This is a genomic window from Enterobacter asburiae (assembly GCF_001521715.1).
GTDB lineage: Bacteria > Pseudomonadota > Gammaproteobacteria > Enterobacterales > Enterobacteriaceae > Enterobacter > Enterobacter asburiae.
Genome location: NZ_CP011863.1, coordinates 4353311 through 4373806, shown reverse-complemented (window position 1 = coordinate 4373806; position 20496 = coordinate 4353311). Strand labels below are relative to the sequence as shown.

The 20496-nt window shown below is 50.3% G+C and carries 26 protein-coding genes, 1 tRNA gene and 3 pseudogenes; 21 read left to right on the top strand and 9 right to left on the bottom strand.

What is annotated here, in order from left to right; translation table 11 throughout:
* Positions 1–98 precede the first annotated feature (98 nt).
* Positions 99–869: a DNA adenine methylase gene (locus tag ACJ69_RS21285; protein WP_054830064.1), complete on the top strand. Its 771-nt coding sequence runs from the start codon at positions 99–101 to the stop codon at positions 867–869.
* Positions 870–907: 38 nt separating this feature from the next.
* On the opposite strand, the gene ACJ69_RS21280 is transcribed toward ACJ69_RS21285, so the two are convergent.
* The 3 genes from ACJ69_RS21280 to ACJ69_RS25380 are packed head-to-tail and all read right to left on the bottom strand — an operon-like array spanning position 908 to position 2332.
* Entirely contained in the window at positions 908–1342 is a 435-nt protein-coding gene (locus ACJ69_RS21280; RefSeq protein WP_054830065.1) for a hypothetical protein, read from the bottom strand.
* A gap of 23 nt (positions 1343–1365) precedes the next feature.
* Entirely contained in the window at positions 1366–1902 is a 537-nt protein-coding gene (locus ACJ69_RS21275) for a hypothetical protein (protein WP_054830066.1), read from the bottom strand.
* 13 nt (positions 1903–1915) lie between these two features.
* Positions 1916–2332, bottom strand: coding sequence for a helix-turn-helix domain-containing protein (locus ACJ69_RS25380; RefSeq protein ID WP_153251290.1), 417 nt, complete (start codon positions 2330–2332; stop codon positions 1916–1918).
* Between the two features lie 92 nt (positions 2333–2424).
* Here ACJ69_RS25380 and ACJ69_RS21265 point away from each other — a divergent pair, with 92 nt between their 5' ends.
* From ACJ69_RS21265 to ACJ69_RS21180, 19 genes and pseudogenes are all read left to right on the top strand, one after another.
* Complete coding sequence (locus ACJ69_RS21265) at positions 2425–2613, top strand: DNA-binding protein (RefSeq protein WP_054830067.1); 189 nt, start codon at positions 2425–2427, stop codon at positions 2611–2613.
* A 55-nt stretch (positions 2614–2668) separates the two neighbouring features.
* Positions 2669–2974, top strand: coding sequence for a helix-turn-helix domain-containing protein (locus ACJ69_RS21260; protein ID WP_059347720.1), 306 nt, complete (start codon positions 2669–2671; stop codon positions 2972–2974).
* Between the two features lie 9 nt (positions 2975–2983).
* The gene (locus ACJ69_RS21255) at positions 2984–3892 is read left to right on the top strand and encodes a hypothetical protein (RefSeq protein WP_059347719.1); all 909 of its coding nucleotides are present in this window, start codon (positions 2984–2986) and stop codon (positions 3890–3892) included.
* A 3-nt stretch (positions 3893–3895) separates the two neighbouring features.
* Entirely contained in the window at positions 3896–5665 is a 1770-nt protein-coding gene (locus ACJ69_RS21250) for a DDE-type integrase/transposase/recombinase (protein WP_059347718.1), read from the top strand.
* Between the two features lie 10 nt (positions 5666–5675).
* Positions 5676–6842, top strand: a complete 1167-nt coding sequence (locus ACJ69_RS21245; protein ID WP_059347717.1) for an ExeA family protein — start codon at positions 5676–5678, stop codon at positions 6840–6842.
* Positions 6843–6844: 2 nt separating this feature from the next.
* Positions 6845–7085, top strand: a pseudogene (locus ACJ69_RS24655) (hypothetical protein).
* 17 nt (positions 7086–7102) lie between these two features.
* A complete protein-coding gene (locus ACJ69_RS21240) occupies positions 7103–7714 on the top strand; it encodes a DUF3164 family protein (protein ID WP_023214065.1) in 612 nt (203 codons plus the stop codon).
* 78 nt (positions 7715–7792) lie between these two features.
* The gene (locus tag ACJ69_RS21235) at positions 7793–7981 is read left to right on the top strand and encodes a hypothetical protein (RefSeq protein ID WP_054830068.1); all 189 of its coding nucleotides are present in this window, start codon (positions 7793–7795) and stop codon (positions 7979–7981) included.
* The gene (locus ACJ69_RS21230; protein ID WP_021553508.1) at positions 7978–8250 is read left to right on the top strand and encodes a hypothetical protein; all 273 of its coding nucleotides are present in this window, start codon (positions 7978–7980) and stop codon (positions 8248–8250) included. Before ACJ69_RS21235 ends, ACJ69_RS21230 begins: the two co-directional genes overlap by 4 nt.
* Positions 8251–8265: 15 nt before the next feature.
* The gene (locus ACJ69_RS21225; RefSeq protein ID WP_023229473.1) at positions 8266–8562 is read left to right on the top strand and encodes a nucleoside triphosphate pyrophosphohydrolase family protein; all 297 of its coding nucleotides are present in this window, start codon (positions 8266–8268) and stop codon (positions 8560–8562) included.
* Complete coding sequence (locus tag ACJ69_RS21220; RefSeq protein ID WP_024153839.1) at positions 8549–8818, top strand: hypothetical protein; 270 nt, start codon at positions 8549–8551, stop codon at positions 8816–8818. Before ACJ69_RS21225 ends, ACJ69_RS21220 begins: the two co-directional genes overlap by 14 nt.
* On the top strand, positions 8818–9045 hold the full coding sequence (locus ACJ69_RS21215; RefSeq protein WP_024153840.1) for a hypothetical protein: 228 nt from the start codon (positions 8818–8820) through the stop codon (positions 9043–9045). The genes ACJ69_RS21220 and ACJ69_RS21215 overlap by 1 nt, the downstream gene beginning before the upstream one ends.
* The gene (locus tag ACJ69_RS24650; protein WP_024153841.1) at positions 9035–9250 is read left to right on the top strand and encodes a hypothetical protein; all 216 of its coding nucleotides are present in this window, start codon (positions 9035–9037) and stop codon (positions 9248–9250) included. Before ACJ69_RS21215 ends, ACJ69_RS24650 begins: the two co-directional genes overlap by 11 nt.
* Entirely contained in the window at positions 9240–9668 is a 429-nt protein-coding gene (locus ACJ69_RS21210; protein ID WP_029464108.1) for a gp16 family protein, read from the top strand. Before ACJ69_RS24650 ends, ACJ69_RS21210 begins: the two co-directional genes overlap by 11 nt.
* Positions 9665–10054, top strand: a complete 390-nt coding sequence (locus ACJ69_RS21205; RefSeq protein WP_032637458.1) for a Mor transcription activator family protein — start codon at positions 9665–9667, stop codon at positions 10052–10054. Before ACJ69_RS21210 ends, ACJ69_RS21205 begins: the two co-directional genes overlap by 4 nt.
* Before the next feature lie 836 nt (positions 10055–10890).
* Positions 10891–11121 (top strand): annotated as a pseudogene (locus tag ACJ69_RS21200) (DUF6538 domain-containing protein); the annotation flags it as partial.
* A 91-nt stretch (positions 11122–11212) separates the two neighbouring features.
* Positions 11213–12420, top strand: a protein-coding gene (locus ACJ69_RS21190) for an IS3 family transposase (protein ID WP_116799391.1) whose coding sequence is annotated in 2 segments (ribosomal slippage) — positions 11213–11534 and positions 11534–12420 — 1209 coding nt in all. Because the reading frame shifts where the segments join, the coding sequence is not laid out codon by codon here.
* Between the two features lie 37 nt (positions 12421–12457).
* A pseudogene (locus ACJ69_RS21185) lies at positions 12458–13492 on the top strand (tyrosine-type recombinase/integrase); the annotation flags it as partial.
* Positions 13493–13771: 279 nt separating this feature from the next.
* The gene (locus tag ACJ69_RS21180; RefSeq protein ID WP_044157545.1) at positions 13772–14443 is read left to right on the top strand and encodes an EAL domain-containing protein; all 672 of its coding nucleotides are present in this window, start codon (positions 13772–13774) and stop codon (positions 14441–14443) included.
* A 33-nt stretch (positions 14444–14476) separates the two neighbouring features.
* Here ACJ69_RS21180 and ACJ69_RS21175 read toward each other — a convergent pair whose 3' ends face one another.
* On the bottom strand, positions 14477–15019 hold the full coding sequence (locus ACJ69_RS21175; protein WP_269670881.1) for a phage baseplate protein: 543 nt from the start codon (positions 15017–15019) through the stop codon (positions 14477–14479).
* Between the two features lie 42 nt (positions 15020–15061).
* On the opposite strand from ACJ69_RS21175, the gene ACJ69_RS21170 reads away from it, so the two are divergent.
* The gene (locus ACJ69_RS21170; RefSeq protein ID WP_000019402.1) at positions 15062–16042 is read left to right on the top strand and encodes an IS5-like element IS5 family transposase; all 981 of its coding nucleotides are present in this window, start codon (positions 15062–15064) and stop codon (positions 16040–16042) included.
* A gap of 37 nt (positions 16043–16079) precedes the next feature.
* Here ACJ69_RS21170 and ACJ69_RS25375 read toward each other — a convergent pair whose 3' ends face one another.
* The 5 genes from ACJ69_RS25375 to actS form a co-directional block, all read right to left on the bottom strand.
* A complete protein-coding gene (locus ACJ69_RS25375; protein WP_153251291.1) occupies positions 16080–16451 on the bottom strand; it encodes a hypothetical protein in 372 nt (123 codons plus the stop codon).
* A gap of 191 nt (positions 16452–16642) precedes the next feature.
* Positions 16643–17443, bottom strand: a complete 801-nt coding sequence (locus ACJ69_RS21160) for a helix-turn-helix domain-containing protein (RefSeq protein WP_059347714.1) — start codon at positions 17441–17443, stop codon at positions 16643–16645.
* 291 nt (positions 17444–17734) lie between these two features.
* Positions 17735–18361 carry a recombinase family protein gene (locus tag ACJ69_RS21155; RefSeq protein ID WP_059347713.1) on the bottom strand — a complete coding sequence of 209 codons (627 nt, stop codon included), beginning with the start codon at positions 18359–18361 and terminating at the stop codon, positions 17735–17737.
* 1142 nt (positions 18362–19503) lie between these two features.
* Positions 19504–19577 (bottom strand) — tRNA-Gly (locus ACJ69_RS21150).
* Between the two features lie 80 nt (positions 19578–19657).
* The gene (actS, locus tag ACJ69_RS21145) at positions 19658–20401 is read right to left on the bottom strand and encodes an amidase activator ActS (RefSeq protein WP_059347712.1); all 744 of its coding nucleotides are present in this window, start codon (positions 20399–20401) and stop codon (positions 19658–19660) included.
* Between the last annotated feature and the right edge of the window lie 95 nt (positions 20402–20496).

Sequence of the window (20496 nt, the reverse complement as noted above, 5' to 3'; positions counted from 1 at the left end):
CCCACAGGTATGCGCTGTGAGCCGACCAGGGTTCAGTCAGTCTCGCGAGACCAGACTAGCCTGCCATATTTTCACTGATTGCAAAAGGCTTACGGATAATGAAAGAACAATCTTTGCCCATCGTTCCCTGGATTGGCGGAAAACGTCGTCTGGCGAAGCATATTTTACCGTTATTTCCGGCCCATACCTGCTATGTGGAGCCATTCTGCGGAGCAGCTGCGCTTTATTTTCTTAAGACACCCAGCAAGATCGAAGTCATTAACGATATCAATGGTGAACTGGTGAATCTGTATCGGGTGGTAAAACATCACCTGGAAGAGTTTGTCCGCCAGTTCAAATGGGCACTGGTCAGCCGTCAGATTTACAAATGGCTGCAGGATACGCCGGAGGAGACACTCACCGACATACAGCGGGCGGCCCGGTTCTACTACCTGCAGAAACAGGCGTTTGGCGGTAAGGTCGCCGATCACACTTTCGGAACCTCTACAACCAGTGCGCCGCGCTTCAACCTACTGCGCATCGAAGAAGAACTGTCGATGGCACACCTGCGCCTGTCGAGAACGCTGATAGAGCATCTGGACTGGCACCAGTGCATAGAGCGATATGATCGCCCGCATACGCTTTTCTACTGCGACCCACCGTACTGGGGAACAGAAGGCTATGGTGTTGATTTTCCGATGAGTAACTATATCCACATGGCTGAGCTGGCGCGGAGCATCAAAGGGAAAATGATTATATCGGTGAACGATATCCCGGAAATGCGGCAGGCGTTTAACGGACTAAACATTCAGACAGTCGATATCAGCTACAACCTGAAAGTCTCGGGCAAGGCAACACCACGAAAAGAATTAGTGATTTGTAACTTTTAAAGCTAAGGGCGGGTAACTCCGCCCCTTATTACGTCATCTTACTGGACAGTTCCATCTGGTTTCTTGGTGGTTGAGAGTTCAAACCATTGTTCACTATCAACATTATCAGCATTCTGATCTAGCATCAGCGCCTTACAAGGTGCTTTGGGTATTTTTACCGCTGTTCCTTCTTTATTAATTTCAATAAAACAGTTATGCCCGAATGTCATGTAATCATTAGGTATTTTCGCATCGTCTGGGACATGAAATTTGATAGTGAGCCAATAATTTTGCTCCACAGATACATCCCTAAACTGGACTGCATATTTATCAAGGCCAGGCAATGCAGTTCTAATAGAAGGAAGCAACCTATTCACAGTTTCGTTATCAGTCGACACGGTAAATTTTTGCAGTTGGTTTTCTTCTGGTTTATCAGTAGGCTCACCACATCCAACTAAAGCAGCAACTAACAGCAATAACAAACTACGGTTCATACAATAATCCCCAAACAATGTTCTTAAAATGATCGCCGTCTTAAAATTACATCTATGGCGTCAATAGTTGACTGATTTTCTTGAATTATTCTGTTTTCCACCCTTCGAATCTTATCCATTCTCTTACCACTGAAGGTAACGGCTAAAGCCCACGATAGGTACATGAAAAACGTTTTCTCATCTAGAACTAAAAGGCTTGCTTTCGCCCCGTAATTGTATAGTAAGTATATATTCCACAGTGCAAAGCCAAATGCTAAAAACATTAAACCAAAGAGCAGAATTACAGGGACATTGAAGTAGCAACGCCATTTCGCATCTTTACTTTTGCTCAGCAAATCTCTTCTGATACCAGCTAATTCACGGCTTTCCATTTCGTGGAGTTCACGCTTACGAGGTGGTGCCGAGGTAATGTTGACAACAGAACCAACATGTATTGAGCCATGATTATCACCACCAACACTAATTGTAACCTGACGTTCCTGACCATCTTGAGGTAGCCCTTTAAGACTATCAAGAACCTGGTCTGATAACATCCGCAGCTCTTCTTCTCTTTGGCCCATAACTGTCCCTTTATTAATGATTTACGACAAGTTTCAAAACATTATCGATTTTCTGCTCATCAACAACTTCATCCTTTATCAAGAAATTATATATTCTTGATGATTGAAGTACTAACTCTCCTGTAGTCCAGCGTCGGTTCGCACGCTTGGCTAGCAAGTCTAGCTTGTTGACTATTTTGCCTAGCAAATCTTCATCAATCTCCGATTTTTCATTATGCACAAGATGTCCGCTTTGTTGCTGTCCAGTGATCAAATACAAAACATCAAGCCCTTTACTCGCCCAAATACTAAGCACATCCGCACCGGGCGCAGATTCATCTTTTTCCCAACGGAGCTGGGACTTTCGCGAAGCACCGACTAATTCAGCAAAATCGGACTGACTAAACCCCAGCCTTTCACGCTCTTCTCTTAATCTTTTGCCAAGAGACATTTTTGTCACCAAAAACCTTTACAAGTCCCATTTTTGGGACAATAATTTACCACGAATCATACAAACATCATTGCATAACCGGAGGCCGCAAAATGACACCCGCACAAGTTAAAACTCGCTTCCAGCAACACGGCATCACTGTTACCCAGTGGGCTGAGGAGAACGGATACTCCCGTGAAGCTGTGTATCGAGTCCTAAACGGTATAACAAAAGCTAAATACGGACAGGCTCATGAGATTGCCGTGAAACTGGGACTCAAGCCATCAGCGCAGGCTGCCTGATGTAGTTCAAATATATGTAACAGGTTATCACATATCGCAAAAAGGGGAATGTGACATGAGTAAGGCAAATACCTCCAGTTCTGGCTCCCGCATTCTGCGTGTTTTAAAAGCGTTGCGTGGTCACGCCCTGAATGGTGTCTCCAATGGCGAACTTGCCTCGGCATTGGGTGAGTCTCCAGCAAATATCAATCGGGCACTAAATACCCTGATTGAAGAGGGACTGGCACTCAAGCTGGATAACGGGCGTTTCGCACCGGGAGTTCAGCTTTTACAAATCGCTATGGCACATAGCAACGAGATGGCGCGAGCACAGGATCGCATCAATGAAATTAACCAGCGCGTTATGGCTGGCAGCCGCTAAGGGACAAAAATGGGACGCACAAAATTACAACCAGTTGAACTAGTGGAAGATGCGCCGCTGGCCGATGGCCTTAGTGTCAGTTTGAATGCCATGACCGAGCATCGCATCGAAATCATGCAGCAGTTTGGTGATGGCCTGCCATATGAACGTGACCGCATCGTTCACGAGACACGCTTTTACATGGCTCAGAGTGCTGAAGCCATGCTGGAGGCTGGTAAGCGGCTGATTATCCTTAAAGAGAATGAGCCGCATGGCGAGTTTGTTGAGATTGTCAGAGAGCATCTCGGCATTGAACCTCGCATAGCGCAAAAAATGGCGCAGGCCGCACTCAAATTTCTATCTCCAGAACTGGAGTCAAAAGCGAAAACGTTTTCGCTTTTAGGGCGCTCAAAGTTATACGAACTAATGCTGGAAGATGATGAAGAACTGGCTCAATTAGCAGATGGCGGCACAGTGGCAGGCCTGACGCTGGATGATGTTGATCGCATGTCGGTACGTGAGTTGCGCCAGTCTCTTCGTGAAGCTCGCGAAACCAACGCAGCACAACAGCGCGTGCTGGCCGACAAAAACGAAAAAATCGACTCTCTCTCCACCAAACTGGAGAAGAAATCCCGTATTCAGCCACCCAAGCCTGATGAAGAAGTGAAGAAGCTGCGGGCGGAAGTGACGGCGTTAGCGGTTGAGGCGGAATCTGCCATCGCGGTTCGACTGTCCAGCGCCTTTGAGACCCTGTGCGCATACTGCGCTGAAAACATGATTGATACCCCCAGAGACTTTATGGCCGGTCTGGTCTACCAGCTGGAAAGCACCGCACGTAGCCTGCGCTCCACGTTTGACCTGCCGGATGAGCCGACAGGTAACGCCGCCCCTTCATGGCTGACTGACCCGACGCCACAGATTAACGGGCAGGAGGCATAACCGATGAGTGCCGCCCTGACTGAACGACTGGTTTATGTTGCCCGCGCGGCACGTGACGCGGGGCATGGTAAGCGCGGTGCGATATACGACGCCGCCTGCGCTGAACTGGGCATGTCCCGCGCCACCCTGCTGCGCAAGCTGAAGGAGGTATCAGTGACTGACAAACGTAAAAAACGCGCCGATGCCGGGCGCAGCGCCCTGAGCCGCGACGAAGCCGCGCTGATATCCGCCACGCTGCGCGAGGCCACCCGTAAGAACGGTAAGCGCCTGTATTCCATCGCGGATGCGGTGGAGACCCTGCGTTCAAACGGCTTTATCACCGCAGGCAGAACGGACGAGGCCACAGGCGAGTTTTTCCCGCTGTCCGAGGACACCATCAGCCGCGCCCTGCGTAACTATGGCCTTCACCCGGAACAGCTTGACGCACCGGCCCCGTCGTCCGAGATGGCCAGCCTGCATCCCAACCACGTCTGGGAGATTGATGCCTCACTTTGTACGCTTTACTACCTGAGCAACGGCCATAAAGGGCTGCAGGTGATGGACAGCGCGAAGTTCTACAAGAACAAGCCTGCCAACATCGCACGCATCGCCAGTGACCGCGTGTGGAGTTACGAGATTACCGACCACACCAGCGGCTGGATTTACGTTGAGTACGTGATGGGCGCGGAATCCGGTGAGAACCTCTGTTCTGTTCTTATCAACGCCCTGCAGGAGCGTGGTGGCGCTGACGTGCTGCACGGCGTGCCGAAAATACTCTACCTCGACCCCGGTTCGGCGAACACCGCTGGCATGACGAAAAACATGTGCCGCTCACTGGGTATCAACCTGATAGCGCATAAACCACATAACGCCCGCGCCACCGGGCAGGTGGAAAAGGCGCGTGACATTATCGAACGCAAGCTGGAGCCGGGTCTCAAGTTCCAGCCGGTTCACAGCCTGGAAGAGCTGAACGCGCTGGCGGTGAAATGGCGCAGCCACTTTAACGCCACGGCTGTTCACAGCCGCCACGGTAAAACCCGCACGGATATCTGGCTGAAGATTACCGCTGACCAGCTGAAAAAAGCGCCATCCGTTGAGGTCTGCCGTGAACTGGCGGTGGCCGCACCTGAACTCCGCAAGGTCACATCAAAACTGCGTGTCTCGTTCCGGGGTGCTGAGTTTGATGTTTCGACGGTGCCGGGCGTACTGGTCGGTGAAAAACTGATGATTACCCGTAACCCGTGGCGCAGCGATGTTGCGCAGGTAGTGCTGACCGGCGAAGACGGCCATGAGACGTTCTTCCTGGTCGAAGAGGTCAGAAAGAACGAGTTTGGCTTTGCCGAAAGCGCGACAGTATTTGGCGAAAGCTACAAAGCCCTGCCGGAGACTCCGGCGCAGACGGCGGCAAAAGAAATCGAAGAGTTGGTCACCGGCACCGACAACGCCGCCGATGCAGCAGCTGCACGCAAGGCGAAGGCGCTGCCGTTTGGCGGACGACTTGACCCGTATAAACATATCGACGACACCACGCTTCCGGCCTATATGCCGAAGCGCGGTCAGGCTTCAGACGTGCGCGGGCCGCGTATTGAGCAGCGCCCTATGACCCATGTGGAGGCCGCGAAAGCCCTGCGCGAGAAGTTCAGCGCGAACGGCCATACCTGGACGCCGGAATGTTACCGCCAGTTAACGGCACGGTACCCGGAAGGCGTACCGGAAGCCGCACTGGATGAAGTGATGGTCACCCTGACCGCTCCGGCCCACAACAGCGTTATCAGCATCGTAAACGGCAACTGAGGAGGAAGACATGCTGGTACTGAAGCAACAATTGAAAGAGGCCCGTATCCCGCAAGCGGTGGTGGCAAGAGCCGTTGCTGTTTCCGAGGCCACGCTGGCCCAAATTGTGAACCATAACGAGTGGCCCCGTACCAGCCCCGAAGAGGTGCGCCAGCGTCTGGCGTCCTGGCTGGAAAGTCAGGGGATTGATACAGCGAAGAGTTTTGATGCTGTACAGGGCGCAGCCACGCCCCGTACAGCGGGTACTACCGATAAAACCAACCTCAGCGAGGCAGAGAACATGTTACTCAAAAAGCAGGTGTTATTTCCAGCAACCAAAAAAGCGTTTGGCCTTTTCCGTGACCCGTTCGCCGATGAGGCCATGCAGGGCGCGGACGATGTGTTCACCACGCCGGATATCCGTTACGTGCGTGAGGCGCTGTTCCAGACCGCCCGCCACGGTGGCTTTCTGGCGGTTATCGGCGAGTCCGGCGCGGGTAAATCCACGCTGCGCCGCGACCTGATTGAACGCGTCAACCGCGAGAACGCGCCGGTGATTGTCATCGAGCCATACATCATCGCCATGGAAGACAACGACGTGAAGGGCAAAACCCTGAAGGCGGCTGCTATCGCCGAGGCCATTATCAGCACCATCGCGCCGCTGGAGAGTATCAAGCGCAGCCAGGATGCCCGCTTCCGCCAGTTGCACCGCGTCCTGAAGGACAGCAGCCAGGCGGGCTTCAGTCACGTTCTGGTGATTGAGGAAGCCCACAGTCTGCCCATTCCGACCCTGAAGCACCTCAAACGCTTCTTCGAGCTGGAATCAGGCTTTAAAAAACTGCTGTCCATCGTGCTGATTGGCCAGCCTGAACTGGCGGACAAACTGTCCGAACGCAACATGGAAGTCCGTGAGGTCGTCCAGCGCTGCGAGGTGGTTGAACTGCTGCCGCTGGACAACAGCCTGGAAGAATTTCTGGCGTTCAAACTGCAACGCGCCGGTAAGCAGCTGGCCGACATCATGGACGCCAGCGCTGTGGAAGCCATCCGTGCCCGTCTGAGCAATCTGGGCAGCAACCGTAAAAGCATGGTCAGCCTGCTGTATCCGCTGGCCGTCAGTAACCTGGTGATAGCCGCCATGAATCTGGCTGCTGAAATCGGGGTTCCGCAGGTCAACGCCGACGTCGTCAAGGGGGTTTAACCATGAAATCCATCGCCGATATCAACCAGCAGATGAGCAAGGTGCAGTCTGCCATTACAGAGCGTCATGATTGCTGGCAGTAAGCCGGTTATCCGTATCGCCCGCAACGGGCACTGTGCCCGCCTGCTGGAGCAGGGCAAGGCAAGTTATACCCATGTTGGCCATGACGGCTCAGGGCGCTTTCGTCAGGGCGTCTTTGAACTGCATGGTTGCCGCATTACCTGGTCAGAGTCATTACATTAACCATAAGGTGAACAGAAATGAGCGAAGTAAATAAAGAAGACTACATGAAAGACCGTAAGGGCCGTCTGGTGCCGGTTGACCAGGTGTCTGACTATGACCTTGCGATGGATTCTTTCGTTAAAGAACAGGTTGCCGCTGCGAAGGTTAAACACGACGAACTCAGCGACTTCAAGCGTCGAGCCTTTGACGAGTGCTATGCCTGGCTTGACCTTGTGGCCGAGAAGTACGGCAGAACGCGCGGCGGTGCCAAAGGCAACGTGACCTTCAGCAGCTTCGACGGTGCTCAGCAGATCACCATCCGCGTGCAGGAAACCCTGACCTTCGGGCCAGAACTGCAGATTGCCAAAGACCTGATAGACGAGTGCGTCACCGAGTGGTCGGAAGGCGCAAACGCCAACCTGCGGGCCATCATCAGCGATGCTTTCCAGGTGGACAAAGAGGGCCAGCTTAACACCGGGCGTATTCTTTCCCTGCGCCGCGTCAAGATTCAGGACGAGCGCTGGAACCGGGCAATGGAGGCCATATCGGAATCACTGCAGGTGGCAATGTCCAAAACCTATATTAATTTCCGGGAGAAAGATAAACACGGGAAGCTAATTAATATTCCGTTAGATATCGCTGCCATTTAATTTTAATTCACTTTCTTTTTATTTCGGCGTCAGCGCCGTGGGCTTCTGCACGCCGAAAACAGCATTGAGGAATAAATCATGTCCGTCAAATGTTCCAACTGTCAGAAATGTATCACCACTCTGAAGTTCAGCGACGCCAGCGTCATTACCTCTGGCAAATACCATGTGCCAGCCGTCCTCATCACGCTGGTATGCCCGCACTGCAGCCAGCATTACTACACCGAAGTCCCGGCCATGGAGTTCATCCCTTGTGAGGCAAAGAAATGATTACTGCAAAAGAAGCCGAAAAACGGACCCGTGAAATTGTCGCGGAATATATCAGTGAATGTGGTTGTGAAAATCCCAACCATATCCGGCAGGTATTAATCAAATTAATCAGCATGGCTTCGCACGCCATCGTAGCAACAAATGGCCTGGATCAGGCCATTTACGTTCTTCACGCCACCAGTGACCACCTGAGAAAAATGCCGCCGCTGTACGAGCTGGAAATTACTGAGGACGGCCACGTGAAAGTTATCGGCGTATCACGCCATTGATTTGGGGAAGATAAGATGAAAGGCATGAAATTATATAACCGTTCGACAATCTACAATCTGGCCCTCAAAACCTTTGGCCCTGAAGCACAGGCGCTGAAGCTGATGGAAGAAGCCGCCGAACTGGCCGCTGCCGCTGCCCGCAACATGAACGGACTGGGCAATGAAGTTGATCTGGCTGGCGAACTGGCTGACGTTGAAATCATGATTGAACAGTTCCGCCTCAACGGGATGGGCCTGATGATCGACTTTCATAAGCAGAAAAAGCTGGAACGCCTTGCTGAACGTCTGGGGGTGACTTATGCAGAAGAATAAAAAGCGCGTTCTTATTGAGTTTGCTGATTACGGTCAGGATCTTCTCTATTTTATTGTTCAGGACGGTATCATCATCAAAGCAGGGCCATACCATAACGACATCTACAGCGGTAAACGGGTGTTAAATAGTGAATTCAAAATTGGAGGTCAGGTTGAGTTAAGTCATAAAGATAAAAGCACATTCATTAAATACCCGATTGAGGCAATCACCGAACAAGAAGATGGTCAAGAACCGCCGCAACGGGAGACCAAATAATGATGATGTTACGCAAGAAGAAAGCACCGAGCCATTGCCGCACATCTGCCAAATATCTTTTTGCCCGTGCCTTTTTTAAGAATGTCAGACCGGGCATTCAAATTGGCGTTATTGCTGGGCGAGAGCAGGTTAAAAATTACATGTCAGGTGCATGGTGGAATAACGATCCGGTTACTACAGCCCGCAATATTCATATTAACTGGGGAGGAATTCATCATGATGGCTGAATCTATTGTATGTGCCTTGTTCTGGTATGGCCTCGTAGGTTGGTGTACTGCTGAACTGCACCGCCGTTCAGGGTTTTACTCACGTTACAGCGGTGCCGGATACTGGATCAGTTGGGCCGTTATGTTCCTGTGCTGGCCTGTCGCGCTTCCTTTATATGTGGACTATATCGGTGTCGCAGGTAAAAGGAGTGGCGATGATGACTAAGCAGCGTCTTATTCAACTCATTCATATTGCCCGCAGCGATCTCCAGATGGATGAGGACACCTACCGCCAGATGCTACAGGGGCTGACCGGCAAAGCCTCAACCAAAGGGATGGATACCCCGCAGCTAAACCGCGTGCTCGAATCCATGAAAAAGAAAGGCTTTCGCATTAAGCCTGCCGGAAAAGCCACGTCCGGCTTACCGCTGGATAGTCATCCGCAGTCAAAGAAAATCCGTGCGCTATGGCTTGAAATGGCTGCGGCAGGCGTCGTCCGTGACAGTTCAGAGCAGGCGCTGGCGCTGTGGGTTAAACGGGAAACGGGCATCAGCGCGTTACGCTGGCTCAGCAATGAGCAGGCGAGTAGCGTTATTGAGAAACTGAAGAAGTGGCAGCGCAGAGCTGCGGGGGTGAAGCAATGAGCGACCTGAATCAGTTTCGTAGTAAAGGGCCTGAACTGTTGGTGGAACTGGCACAGCACACCTCTGAGACCGTCCGCGAGATTATTGATATCGAACCCGCAGTTGCCGACCAGATAGGTCAGGCCGTCGCGAACCGCATGATGCAGGTCTGGGGCGGGCAAAACGTCTATTTCCCGATGGGGATGGTCTGGAAGGTCAGCCAGCGCGACCGGGAAATCTTCCTGGAGTTTGACGGGCGCAACCATCACGAACTGGCCCGCAAATTTGGTGTTTCACTACAGTGGGTTTACAGCGTGGTGAAGCGGGTCAGAAAAGAAGAACTGGATCGGATGCAGGGCAAACTGTTTGATGGCGAACCTGATACCGATACGGGGAAAAAGGAGTAATATCTGCAATCAGGCTGGTGCGAGTTCTGTTTTTTTTCGGGCCGGTCTGATTTTCACATACTGTAAGGTTATTGCATATTCCATCCAGTCTCTTCCCATGTTGACCCAGTTCTTCCCATAATTATCTCACTTATTCCCTGTCATTTATCTCAAGTCTAATCAAAAAGAGATGTCTTTCAAGTTGATAGCTATAAGCCGTATTAAGGTCTTTATTAGCAATTTTAGACAATAGCAGCCATAAAGCCCCGTTAGTGTTACAAGCAACAAGCGGAGCGTAGCGGCATCATCAGGCCAACCTGGTTGGTTTCGCTTTGCGAAAGCCACCAGTGACCAAATCAGATTGTCAGAGGGATCACACCTTATCAGGATGCTCGTGTACCTTTCGGAGCGTGAGCGAAGCGCTGGCAGAGCCTGCATGTCGTGTGCAGGTACGTTTACCACTATTCACCTGTTTACGTGGCTCACAGGCCACACATCGGGCTTAAATGCGTGTGATCAATCTGTTCGGGAGTTATGCCAGTTATGCGGCTTTTTGTTCGTTTTGTGCTGTCGCGGTAAGAACCTGGAACCACCGCAAGCGTGATGATGTGCTCCCTTGCACCACAGATCAATAACGCGACAGGTGCGGGCGTAGAACAATGGGAAATTTAAGTTGTACTTGCTAAAGCGGGGCAACGCAACTAACTTATAAATCATAACTTATTGATTTATCAGGATACTGGAGCGGGCGAAGGGAATCGAAACTCTGTTTCATAATTTCCGCAACGCGACGATCATCGAATCAACATAGTAACTATTATTGATACTTGATTGCGAGATTTTAGAGGATCAGTCTCATGACAATCAAGGGCCAGGAGTATCTTTATCTTTCACCGGACGGTGTATGGCAGTTTCAAATCTACATCCCGTCTTATATGCGTCACATGTTCGGCGGGAAGCGCCTGTATCGGAAAAGTACAGGGACAAGAGATATCTACAAGGCGCGTCACTTCCGTAACCACATGCTGGTAGAGTGGAACAACCTTAAAGAACAGTTCAAGCCTGATACTGAGGATAAGCGTATTCAGTGATGTAGCCCCCTGAAACACCGGACAGTAGCTGTATCTCCAGATAAGAGATAGGCTTGAATATATGTCTAACACTAATGCCAATTTTGAGATGACCGGGATCCTGTTAGGGCAAGAAGCCCGTAAACGTAAAACTCCTCAGGAGAAGATCGCCATTATCCAGCAGACGATGGAGCCGGGCATGAATGTCTCCCATGTCGCCCGCCTGCATGGTATCCAGCCCAGCCTGCTGTTTAAGTGGAAGAAGCAATATCAGGAAGGCAGCCTCACCGCCGTTGCGGCCGGAGAGGAAGTCGTTCCTGCTTCTGAGCTTACTGCTGCTCTGAAGCAGGTCCGGGAACTTCAGCGCCTTCTGGGCAAGAAGACGATGGAAGTTGAGATCCTGAAAGAAGCCGTGGAGTACGGCCAGTCGCGAAAATGGATAGCGCACGCGCCCTTGTTGCCAAAGGACGGGGAATAGCCCTGGTCAGCCGCACCATGGGCGTGTCGCGTGCGCAGCTGTCACTGCGGATTAACCGTTCTGCCGACTGGCAGGACAGGCGCTGTAACCGGCGTAATGACGAAGCAGACGAAGAAATACTGTCGGCTATCCTCGACATCATCAGCGATATGCCGAGTTATGGTTATCGACGCGTGTGGGGCATCCTGCGCAAGCAACGTCGCACAGAGGGACAGCCACCTGTGAACGCCAAACGGCTTTACAGGATAATGAGCGAGCATAACCTGTTGTTGTTGCATGACAAACCAGAGCGACCGAAGCGTGAACATAAGGGCAAGATAGCGGTGGCAGAAAGCGATATGCGCTGGTGTTCAGATGGCTTCGAGTTCGGCTGCGACAACGGCGAAAAACTGCGGGTAACGTTCGCGCTGGACTGCTGCGACCGTGAGGCCATAGACTGGGCAGCAAGCACGGGAGGCTATGACAGTTCGACCGTGCAGGATGTGATGCTGAGGTCGGTGGAAAAGCGCTTCGGCGACAGGCTACCGGAAACACCAGTGCAGTGGCTGACGGATAACGGTTCAGCGTATACCGCGTATGAAACGCGGAGGTTCGCGAGAGAGCTGAATCTGGAGCCCTGCACAACAGCGGTGAGCAGCCCGCAGAGTAATGGCATGGCCGAACGGTTCGTGAAAACGATGAAAGAAGACTATATCGCGTTCATGCCAAAACCGGATGTGAGAACAGCACTGCGAAACCTTGCAGTAGCGTTCACGCATTACAATGAAAACCACCCGCACAGCGCGCTGGGATATCACTCCCCGAGGGAATACCGGCGGCAGCGGACATCGTTAACTTAAGATACAAAAGCTGTCCGGAGATGGAGGGTCAAGATCAGATAAGCGTATTCAGCTTGCGATCACTTCCCTGCACTCTCAAATCAGGAAGAACAAGAATAAACCATTGATTGAAGAGCGAGCCAGTTCGATTCCTCACCTGTGCTTCTTACGAGATGAATACGCTACTGCCTACCAGGATCGGAGATCATTCTCCACACTGAGCAAATCGGCGCGAGCCGTTGAGGTGTTTCTCCAGAGTATTGGGAAAGTTGATATCAGCCTGGATCAGATTGGACGCCGATTAGTTACAGACTTCATAGAAGAGCAGCAGAAACGCGATGTAGCGCCCCAGACCGTGCAAAACTGGCTTACATCGTTAGGTAGCCTCTACGAGTTCGCCAAACGCCGCTATGACGCTATAGCCCCCCTAAATCCGTTTCATGGTCACAACCTTGAAGCGCGGCGCACAATTGAAAGCTATCAGCCGTTTGAATGGCATCAGCTATCTACACTACTCAACGAAGCAGACGAAGAGCTACGAGCAGTTATTCTGATCGGTTTGTTCTCTGGTGCAAGGCTGGACGAAATAGCCAGCTTGAAGAAAGAAGAGATCGTTATGGTGGAAGGGATACGGACATTCTACATTAGCAAATCCAAGACGAAGGCAGGGATTAGACACATTCCTATCCATGCTTTTCTGATCGGCATGGTGGATTATTATCTGAGTTTGAACACTGGAGATTACCTGTTACCACAGGCTAACAAGATTGAACGCAAAGACGGTAAGAAAGGACCATTCTATTCCCAAGCATTCACCCGCTTACGGCGTCGCGTAGTGCCTATGGCTACAGACCGTCAATGCTTTCACAGTTTGAGGGGGCATTTTATCACGTGTCTCGACCGTGCCGGAGTACCCGAACAACGGATCGGCTACATCACGGGACACTCTTCCCAAGCCGCTGCCACAGAAGCATTCAAAACCTACAGCGCGGGGTGTTCCATGAAAGAGCTATCCGACTATGTGGAAATGGTGGCCTATCCAGAGATCACTTTCCCAGAATTAAACAAAGAGGAGCAAGCTCCCCACGCATAAATTTATAACTAATGTCAAATTATTTTTTTGATGCGCTGCTATTCACCTTGCTCATACCTGCGAGCTTAGCTCTCACAAAAAAAACAACCAACCAATTGATAAATAATAAATAAAAGATAAAAAAGGATGACAGAATTTATTTACTCAAACAACTTTTAAAAAAATCAACCACCAAAAATTAATAGATTACAACGATCAAAAACAAATTATTGATCGCTTTTATTGATAAATGGTATTTTTTAGATGATAATCAGTACATAACTAAAATGAGCAATTAGTATGGAACACATTTATATTGCAGACCCAATAATGAATGTTGACGAGAGATTAATGGGCGTTGAACTTTTAACTCGTTTCATTTCCAATGATGGCCGTCCTTGTCATCCTGACTTTGTTATTTCATCTTGGGATTTAGATAGGAAGCGGCTCTTTCTATACGAACAATGCGGTATCATTTCCAGCAAACAAAAGTGGTTCGAACGAAATAAACTTTTTTGCACACTAAACATTGATCAACAAATGGCTTTTCTCGTTCGGCACGATCAAACATTGATAAAAGCATTTGAATCTATGCCATTCGTCAAACTTGAACTTTCTGAGCATTTCCCTGGTTTGGATAAGGGATTGAAAAGTCCCTTATTAAAATCGCTGAGCCAGGGTGTAAATGGGCTATGGCTCGATGACCTTGGCGCAGGAAACGCGAATGTAGTTAGTTTGATCGAAGGATACTTTGAGGTTGTAAAGATAGATCGCTGCTTCTTTAATGAACAGGTGCAGAAACCAACCTTCAACCTGTTGATTGCATCAATCAAAAAACACTGCGACAAAATTATTATTGAAGGGATTGAGAATAGAGATCATATGGGGTTACTGCGTGAGGTGGGAATTTGGGGATTACAGGGCTATCTTTTTAAATCTGTCCCTTTTAAAAATGTGGATTCATTGCTTTAGTGTTGAAACCATCAAAAAAGGGGCATAAGCCCCTCATTTTTTAAACTCCGTCGTAACAGTGTCAGATTCAGTTTTCTTAGGTGCATTGTTCACCACCTTCTGTTTCACCGTACCGCCTACAGATTTATTTCCCTGCGTTTTAGTTGCAATCACATTAACTGTAGCTTTACTGACAAGCCTGATCTGTTCAAATTCAAGATCGAATTGCATCGCGTATTCAGATTTATAATCGTAGGAAATACCGGAGAGAATAACATTATCGTACACTTTGTGCTCTGTCACTAATGTGATGGGCTGGCGACTTTCAAACATCTTATCGAGGTATTCGATAGCTTGACTGATACGAGTGCCATTCACACCAGCGCTGTATAACAAATCCTTTTCCAGCCTCACCGGAGTTTCGGAAATAATCCCCGATAGCTTGAATGTATTATTCTTAATCTGAACGTGATCGCTCACCTCTGCCCCGCTCTCAACGGGATAGCTGGTAATATCAGCCTGTCTGCGTATTCCCGTATCCGTCACGGCATCAAACACTATCGCCTGATAGGGAAGGTGCGAACAAGTCCCTGATATGAGATCATGTTTGTCATCTGGAGCCATGGAACAGGGTTCATCATGAGTCATCAACTTACCTTCGCCGACAGTGAATTCAGCAGTAAGCGCCGTCAGACCAGAAAAGAGATTTTCTTGTCCCGCATGGAGCAGATTCTGCCATGGCAAAACATGGTGGAAGTCATCGAGCCGTTTTACCCCAAGGCTGGTAATGGCCGGCGACCTTATCCGCTGGAAACCATGCTACGCATTCACTGCATGCAGCATTGGTACAACCTGAGCGATGGCGCGATGGAAGATGCTCTGTACGAAATCGCCTCCATGCGTCTGTTTGCCCGGTTATCCCTGGATAGCGCCTTGCCGGACCGCACCACCATCATGAATTTCCGCCACCTGCTGGAGCAGCATCAACTGGCCCGCCAATTGTTCAAGACCATCAATCGCTGGCTGGCCGAAGCAGGCGTCATGATGACTCAAGGCACCTTGGTCGATGCCACCATCATTGAGGCACCCAGCTCGACCAAGAACAAAGAGCAGCAACGCGATCCGGAGATGCATCAGACCAAGAAAGGCAATCAGTGGCACTTTGGCATGAAGGCCCACATTGGTGTCGATGCCAAGAGTGGCCTGACCCACAGCCTAGTCACCACCGCGGCCAACGAGCATGACCTCAATCAGCTGGGTAATCTGCTGCATGGAGAGGAGCAATTTGTCTCAGCCGATGCCGGCTACCAAGGGGCGCCACAGCGCGAGGAGCTGGCCGAGGTGGATGTGGACTGGCTGATCGCCGAGCGCCCCGGCAAGGTAAGAACCTTGAAACAGCATCCACGCAAGAACAAAACGGCCATCAACATCGAATACATGAAAGCCAGCATCCGGGCCAAGGTGGAGCACCCATTTCGCATCATCAAGCGACAGTTCGGCTTCGTGAAAGCCAGATACAAGGGGTTGCTGAAAAACGATAACCAACTGGCGATGTTATTCACGCTGGCCAACCTGTTTCGGGCGGACCAAATGATACGTCAGTGGGAGAGATCTCACTAAAAACTGGGGATAACACCTTAAATGGCGAAGAAACGGTCTAAATAGGCTGATTCAAGGCATTTACGGGAGAAAAAATCGGCTCAAACATGAAGAAATGAAATGACTGAGTCAGCCGAGAAGAATTTCCCCGCTTATTCGCACCTTCCTTAGCGTATTGGGTAATCATCCTGATATCGGCAGGTGTTGGATTAATTGAATCGAGCATTTCATGAAACTCAGCCATTAATCGCTCTCGTTTCTTTCCAGTTGCTGAACGTAATTCTCTACCCAACTCCGGGATACGTTGACGCTGGGACGGACTAAATGCAGTGCGCTTCGATTTAACATCAAAAGTATTTTGGTAGCCAGTACCGACTCGTGAGTGTTTGCCAGTTGGGAAGGTGCTATTAAAACTATTTGAATTATTCATTCTGACTCCTTTGTTATTACGATAAGTATTTACCTGTGTGGGATGGTTCAGTTCTCGCCATACATAGTATGCGGTGATTTTTGAGACACATGAGAGGGGATAATCATTTTCTATCTACTACTACGTAGTAGAAGAGGTTTCGATGTTTTTAGGTGTACGCAACTGTACGCAAACTGCGTACACGCCCGCAGCTAATCTACCCACCGTTGGATTGTGCTACGGCTACGGCCTAATGCCTTCGCAATCTTACCGTAAGAATCCCCATCCGCTCGCATTACCCGCGCTAATTCTGCGGGGTCTTGACCTGCATCCTCAATAACATGACGTGCCTCAGTATTAGCTTTGAACGTCTCCAGATCACGCATACGGGCTTCCATATCAGCAAGGCGTTTTTCATGCTCGCTGAGTTTACGGAACAGGCTCGCCGCATCTTGAATTGCTGACAATCCCGGGCTTAGGGCATCTGCATCTACTCGAATCTTATTCCCCTGCTTTTTGGCGTATTGAACTGCTGGGTGATTATCATGGTGCGCCAATGCTGCACGCAGCTTGCTTTTCTGGTTTGTACGACTCATATACGCCTCAGTAATCTCTTTGTTAGCTGCTTCACGCATGAGTGCAGTTGAGGTGGCTTTCTTACCGCTCCAACCTGCATCCAGTGCCTTACCTACGCCAATAGTGACTTCCGTTTGTTTAACCGGGCAGTAGTGCGGGTTAGCCTGCGCCGCCCTACGGAAACGCATACGCTGTTCCCAGTTGCAGGCGCGTAGCTGTGCATCAGTTAACTGTGTGATATCTACATCTGGTGCGATGCTGATACCAGCAAATTCACAGTACGCCTCCCATGTGGCGCGGTAAGCTGGGATCTGCTCCAGTGCTGCTTTGTCCGGTAACTTACCGCTGTCGAACGCATCCCACCACGGTTTGGCGCCCTGTGCCAACTGGCTACGTGGGTCGTCGAACTGGTTTGGCAGATTATCTGTGTTGAACATATTTCTCCTTTGGTTACGGTGCGGGGGGTGTGGTGCTGGGGGTTAGGTCTGAGATTGCACCAGTGGATTTACCCCGAGCACACGTGCCACGGAGGGTTAGAGGAAGATGCGCAAGCGTTTTGTACGGACTTCGCTTCCTTCCCTGTAGAGTGATATTCTAATTACCATCGTTTGTAAGACAGTCCCTCTACAAACTCAGTCAGAACTCGCTTTCTCCTCTAACAGGTGTCTACCTAATTGCCACATAGTAAATTCAATGAGTTACAGAATGCTGAAATCAGTCAGTTCAGACTATACCTCGGCCTGTATTTCACGCTTAATCCTGTAAAAAGTCGCGCGGCTTATTCCGGCAGCTTTCATGATGTATTCTGGTTTGTTACCGACGGTCAGCATATCGCGGACAATTTCACGGGCACTCTCGTCCTTGGACTTCCCGTTATATTTCCCCTCGGCTTTAGCACGCTCGATGCCCTGCGCTTGGCGTGTCCTACGAGTCTCATAGTCCACTCGTGCCATCGTTGCTAGGATATCAATCAGCATTGCATTAACGGCTCTCAGGATGCCATCTGTTAGCTCTGACGCTGTATCGTTCAGTAGCTGCCATGAGGTTGGCAAGTCAACGGCAACGATAACTAGCCCTTTATCCTGAATCCTCTGTTTCAGTGTCGCCCATTCCTTTTGTGTAAGGCGGCTTAGCCTGTCGATGCTCTCGACAAGCAAGACCTCCCCGGCCTTCGCATCATCCAGCAAACGCATCAGTTCAGGGCGTGCCAGTCTCGCACCGCTAGCATTCTCGATGTACTCTGCCCGCACAGACCACCCGCTATCACTGGCAAACTCTCGAAGTGAGTGCAGTGCCCGGTCTGCGTGTTGCTCTGCTGTACTGGCGCGGCAATAAATAAGCGCGTTATGTGCCATGCTTCCCCCTAAGTCTCAATGAAATATCACAACTAGACTTATAAGAGATCACATCAACAATGTGTAGTCAATAGGGTTTTATTTACACCTGTATGATACTGGGTAATGATATGCCATTCAGGTATACCCATATGAGACAGTGGAACTATTTCAAGGTTGATAATCAACTAATTGATTAATAACAATAAACTTAGAACACCACTATATAGAGAGAGGAACGAACGAGGATACGACCAGAGAGAGAATCTGAATGAGTGACGACAGAGAGCACAACAGCGTGGAGCGCCCGACGAACGAACGGTGAAACGTAGCCTAAGCAGAGTAAACGATAGAGAGGAGAGCGCGGCCAGCAGAGAGAGAAGCAAACCCCTTCACAGATTGAAGAATGCCGCAGGTTGATACAGGAAGGTGCGACGAACGAACAGCCACATTCAGAAGCTGAACAAGCGTCTGTACGTGAATTCTGATAGACCAGCAAGGTGAATACCCAGCAGAACACACACAGCACTGTTCTTTCAAACGTTCCACAGCCACCCAGCCCCGAGAGGCACACGGGGGAAAGGCTTCCTTTGGGTGGGGGACACCCACTCGCCCGAGTACAGTACTTTTCAGTCGTGGCCTTTTTGGTACTTTAGTAAATATCGAGGAGCCTTGAGAATTAACTCATTACAAGATTTCAGACAATACAAGCCATAAAGCCCGTTGGTGGTAAGACAACGTGCGGAGCGTAGCGACTTCATCGGGTGTTATGTCAGACAGTGAAGTTTATCAGGATCGCCGTGTACCCTTTCGGGAGCGTGGCTGAGACGCTGGCAGAGCTTGCATATGGTTTGCAAGTACCGTAACCACCATAAAACCTGTTTATTCCCTGCAACGTCATCTCGACGTGTGGCATGTGGGAGCATCGGCAAAAATGCGCTTCACTGAAAGCTGTAGGAGTTATGCCGGGTGCTCGGCTTTTTGTTCATTGTTGGGCTATCGCGGTAAGAACGTGGAACCACCGCCAGCTATTTGATATGCTCCCTAACCACATACCAGATCGCAGCAGCAATGAGTAGCCCCGTGGGTACCTTTAAAGGTAACACTGGTTACATCCGCTTTTAGCTTATTGATTCTAAAGAATATTTTAGAGTGGAAATAGCTGGAGCGGGCGAAGGGAATCGAACCCTCGTATAGAGCTTGGGAAGCTCTCGTTCTACCATTGAACTACGCCCGCTTTGAGGTGCGTAAGGCATTATAGACCTTACGCACCTTCATACAAGCCTCTTCACAACTAACCGGCGATAAAATAATCACTTAGCACTTCGGTTTGCTGCCGGGCGCAGGAAGATAACGCTGCGGATCGATTGCCGTCGCCTTATAGCGAATCTGGAAATGCAGCTTCACCGCGTCCGTGCCGGTGCTGCCCATGGTGGCAATCTTCTGCCCGGCTTTGACGTTCTGCCCGTTGTTGACCAGCATCGTGTCGTTATGCGCATAGGCCGTGATGTAGTCTTCGCCATGCTTAATCATGATCAGGTTACCGTAGCCGCGCAGCTGGTTACCCACGTAAACCACCTTCCCTGCCCCGGAGGCATAAACCGGCGTACCGCGCGCAGCCGCGATATCAATACCCTTGTTGCCACCTTCAGAAAGTGAGTAAGGGGCGACCACTTTACCGCTGGCAGGCCAAATCCAGCAGCGCTGTCCAACCGGCGGCCATGACGATTGCGGCACCTGATAGGACGGCGTCACTTTGGCGGTTTTGCCTTTCGAAGAGGATTTTTTACCCGAGGACGATCCGCCGCTAACCTTCAGCTGCTGCCCCACCTCGATGGTGTAGGGCGGAGAGAGGTTATTCAGCCGCGCCAGATCCTTCATGCTGGTTCCCGTTGCGCGCGAAATCCGGTACAACGTATCCCCGCGCTTAACGGTATAGACCGAACCGGAATAGCTGCCCATATCCGAAGATTTGCTCCCTGAACAGCCCGCCAGCAATAGCGTCAGCGTCAGGCAAAAAATGGCGGTGATGGGGTTTCTCGTCAGGCTTCCTGCAAACAAAACAGATCCTCGGTCAGCGTGAATGGCGCACTATGATAACAGCCAAAACGAATATGGGTCATGCCCTTTTCCGCTCTACGCGCCAAACCGTTCGT

Coding starts and splice junctions, on each gene's coding strand:
- ACJ69_RS21230 (WP_021553508.1), top strand. CDS start 7,978: ATGATTACTGCAAAAGAAGCCGAAAAACGGACCCGTGAAATTGTCGCG.
- ACJ69_RS21260 (WP_059347720.1), top strand. CDS start 2,669: ATGAGTAAGGCAAATACCTCCAGTTCTGGCTCCCGCATTCTGCGTGTT.
- ACJ69_RS25380 (WP_153251290.1), bottom strand. CDS start 2,332: ATGTCTCTTGGCAAAAGATTAAGAGAAGAGCGTGAAAGGCTGGGGTTT.
- ACJ69_RS21275 (WP_054830066.1), bottom strand. CDS start 1,902: ATGGGCCAAAGAGAAGAAGAGCTGCGGATGTTATCAGACCAGGTTCTT.
- ACJ69_RS21210 (WP_029464108.1), top strand. CDS start 9,240: ATGATGACTAAGCAGCGTCTTATTCAACTCATTCATATTGCCCGCAGC.
- ACJ69_RS21245 (WP_059347717.1), top strand. CDS start 5,676: ATGCTGGTACTGAAGCAACAATTGAAAGAGGCCCGTATCCCGCAAGCG.
- ACJ69_RS21215 (WP_024153840.1), top strand. CDS start 8,818: ATGATGATGTTACGCAAGAAGAAAGCACCGAGCCATTGCCGCACATCT.
- ACJ69_RS21180 (WP_044157545.1), top strand. CDS start 13,772: ATGGAACACATTTATATTGCAGACCCAATAATGAATGTTGACGAGAGA.
- ACJ69_RS21160 (WP_059347714.1), bottom strand. CDS start 17,443: ATGTTCAACACAGATAATCTGCCAAACCAGTTCGACGACCCACGTAGC.
- ACJ69_RS21170 (WP_000019402.1), top strand. CDS start 15,062: ATGAGTCATCAACTTACCTTCGCCGACAGTGAATTCAGCAGTAAGCGC.
- ACJ69_RS21255 (WP_059347719.1), top strand. CDS start 2,984: ATGGGACGCACAAAATTACAACCAGTTGAACTAGTGGAAGATGCGCCG.
- ACJ69_RS21225 (WP_023229473.1), top strand. CDS start 8,266: ATGAAAGGCATGAAATTATATAACCGTTCGACAATCTACAATCTGGCC.
- ACJ69_RS21220 (WP_024153839.1), top strand. CDS start 8,549: ATGCAGAAGAATAAAAAGCGCGTTCTTATTGAGTTTGCTGATTACGGT.
- ACJ69_RS21205 (WP_032637458.1), top strand. CDS start 9,665: ATGAGCGACCTGAATCAGTTTCGTAGTAAAGGGCCTGAACTGTTGGTG.
- ACJ69_RS21155 (WP_059347713.1), bottom strand. CDS start 18,361: ATGGCACATAACGCGCTTATTTATTGCCGCGCCAGTACAGCAGAGCAA.
- ACJ69_RS21235 (WP_054830068.1), top strand. CDS start 7,793: ATGTCCGTCAAATGTTCCAACTGTCAGAAATGTATCACCACTCTGAAG.
- ACJ69_RS21250 (WP_059347718.1), top strand. CDS start 3,896: ATGAGTGCCGCCCTGACTGAACGACTGGTTTATGTTGCCCGCGCGGCA.
- ACJ69_RS25375 (WP_153251291.1), bottom strand. CDS start 16,451: ATGAATAATTCAAATAGTTTTAATAGCACCTTCCCAACTGGCAAACAC.
- ACJ69_RS21240 (WP_023214065.1), top strand. CDS start 7,103: ATGAGCGAAGTAAATAAAGAAGACTACATGAAAGACCGTAAGGGCCGT.
- ACJ69_RS21265 (WP_054830067.1), top strand. CDS start 2,425: ATGACACCCGCACAAGTTAAAACTCGCTTCCAGCAACACGGCATCACT.
- ACJ69_RS24650 (WP_024153841.1), top strand. CDS start 9,035: ATGATGGCTGAATCTATTGTATGTGCCTTGTTCTGGTATGGCCTCGTA.
- ACJ69_RS21280 (WP_054830065.1), bottom strand. CDS start 1,342: ATGAACCGTAGTTTGTTATTGCTGTTAGTTGCTGCTTTAGTTGGATGT.
- ACJ69_RS21285 (WP_054830064.1), top strand. CDS start 99: ATGAAAGAACAATCTTTGCCCATCGTTCCCTGGATTGGCGGAAAACGT.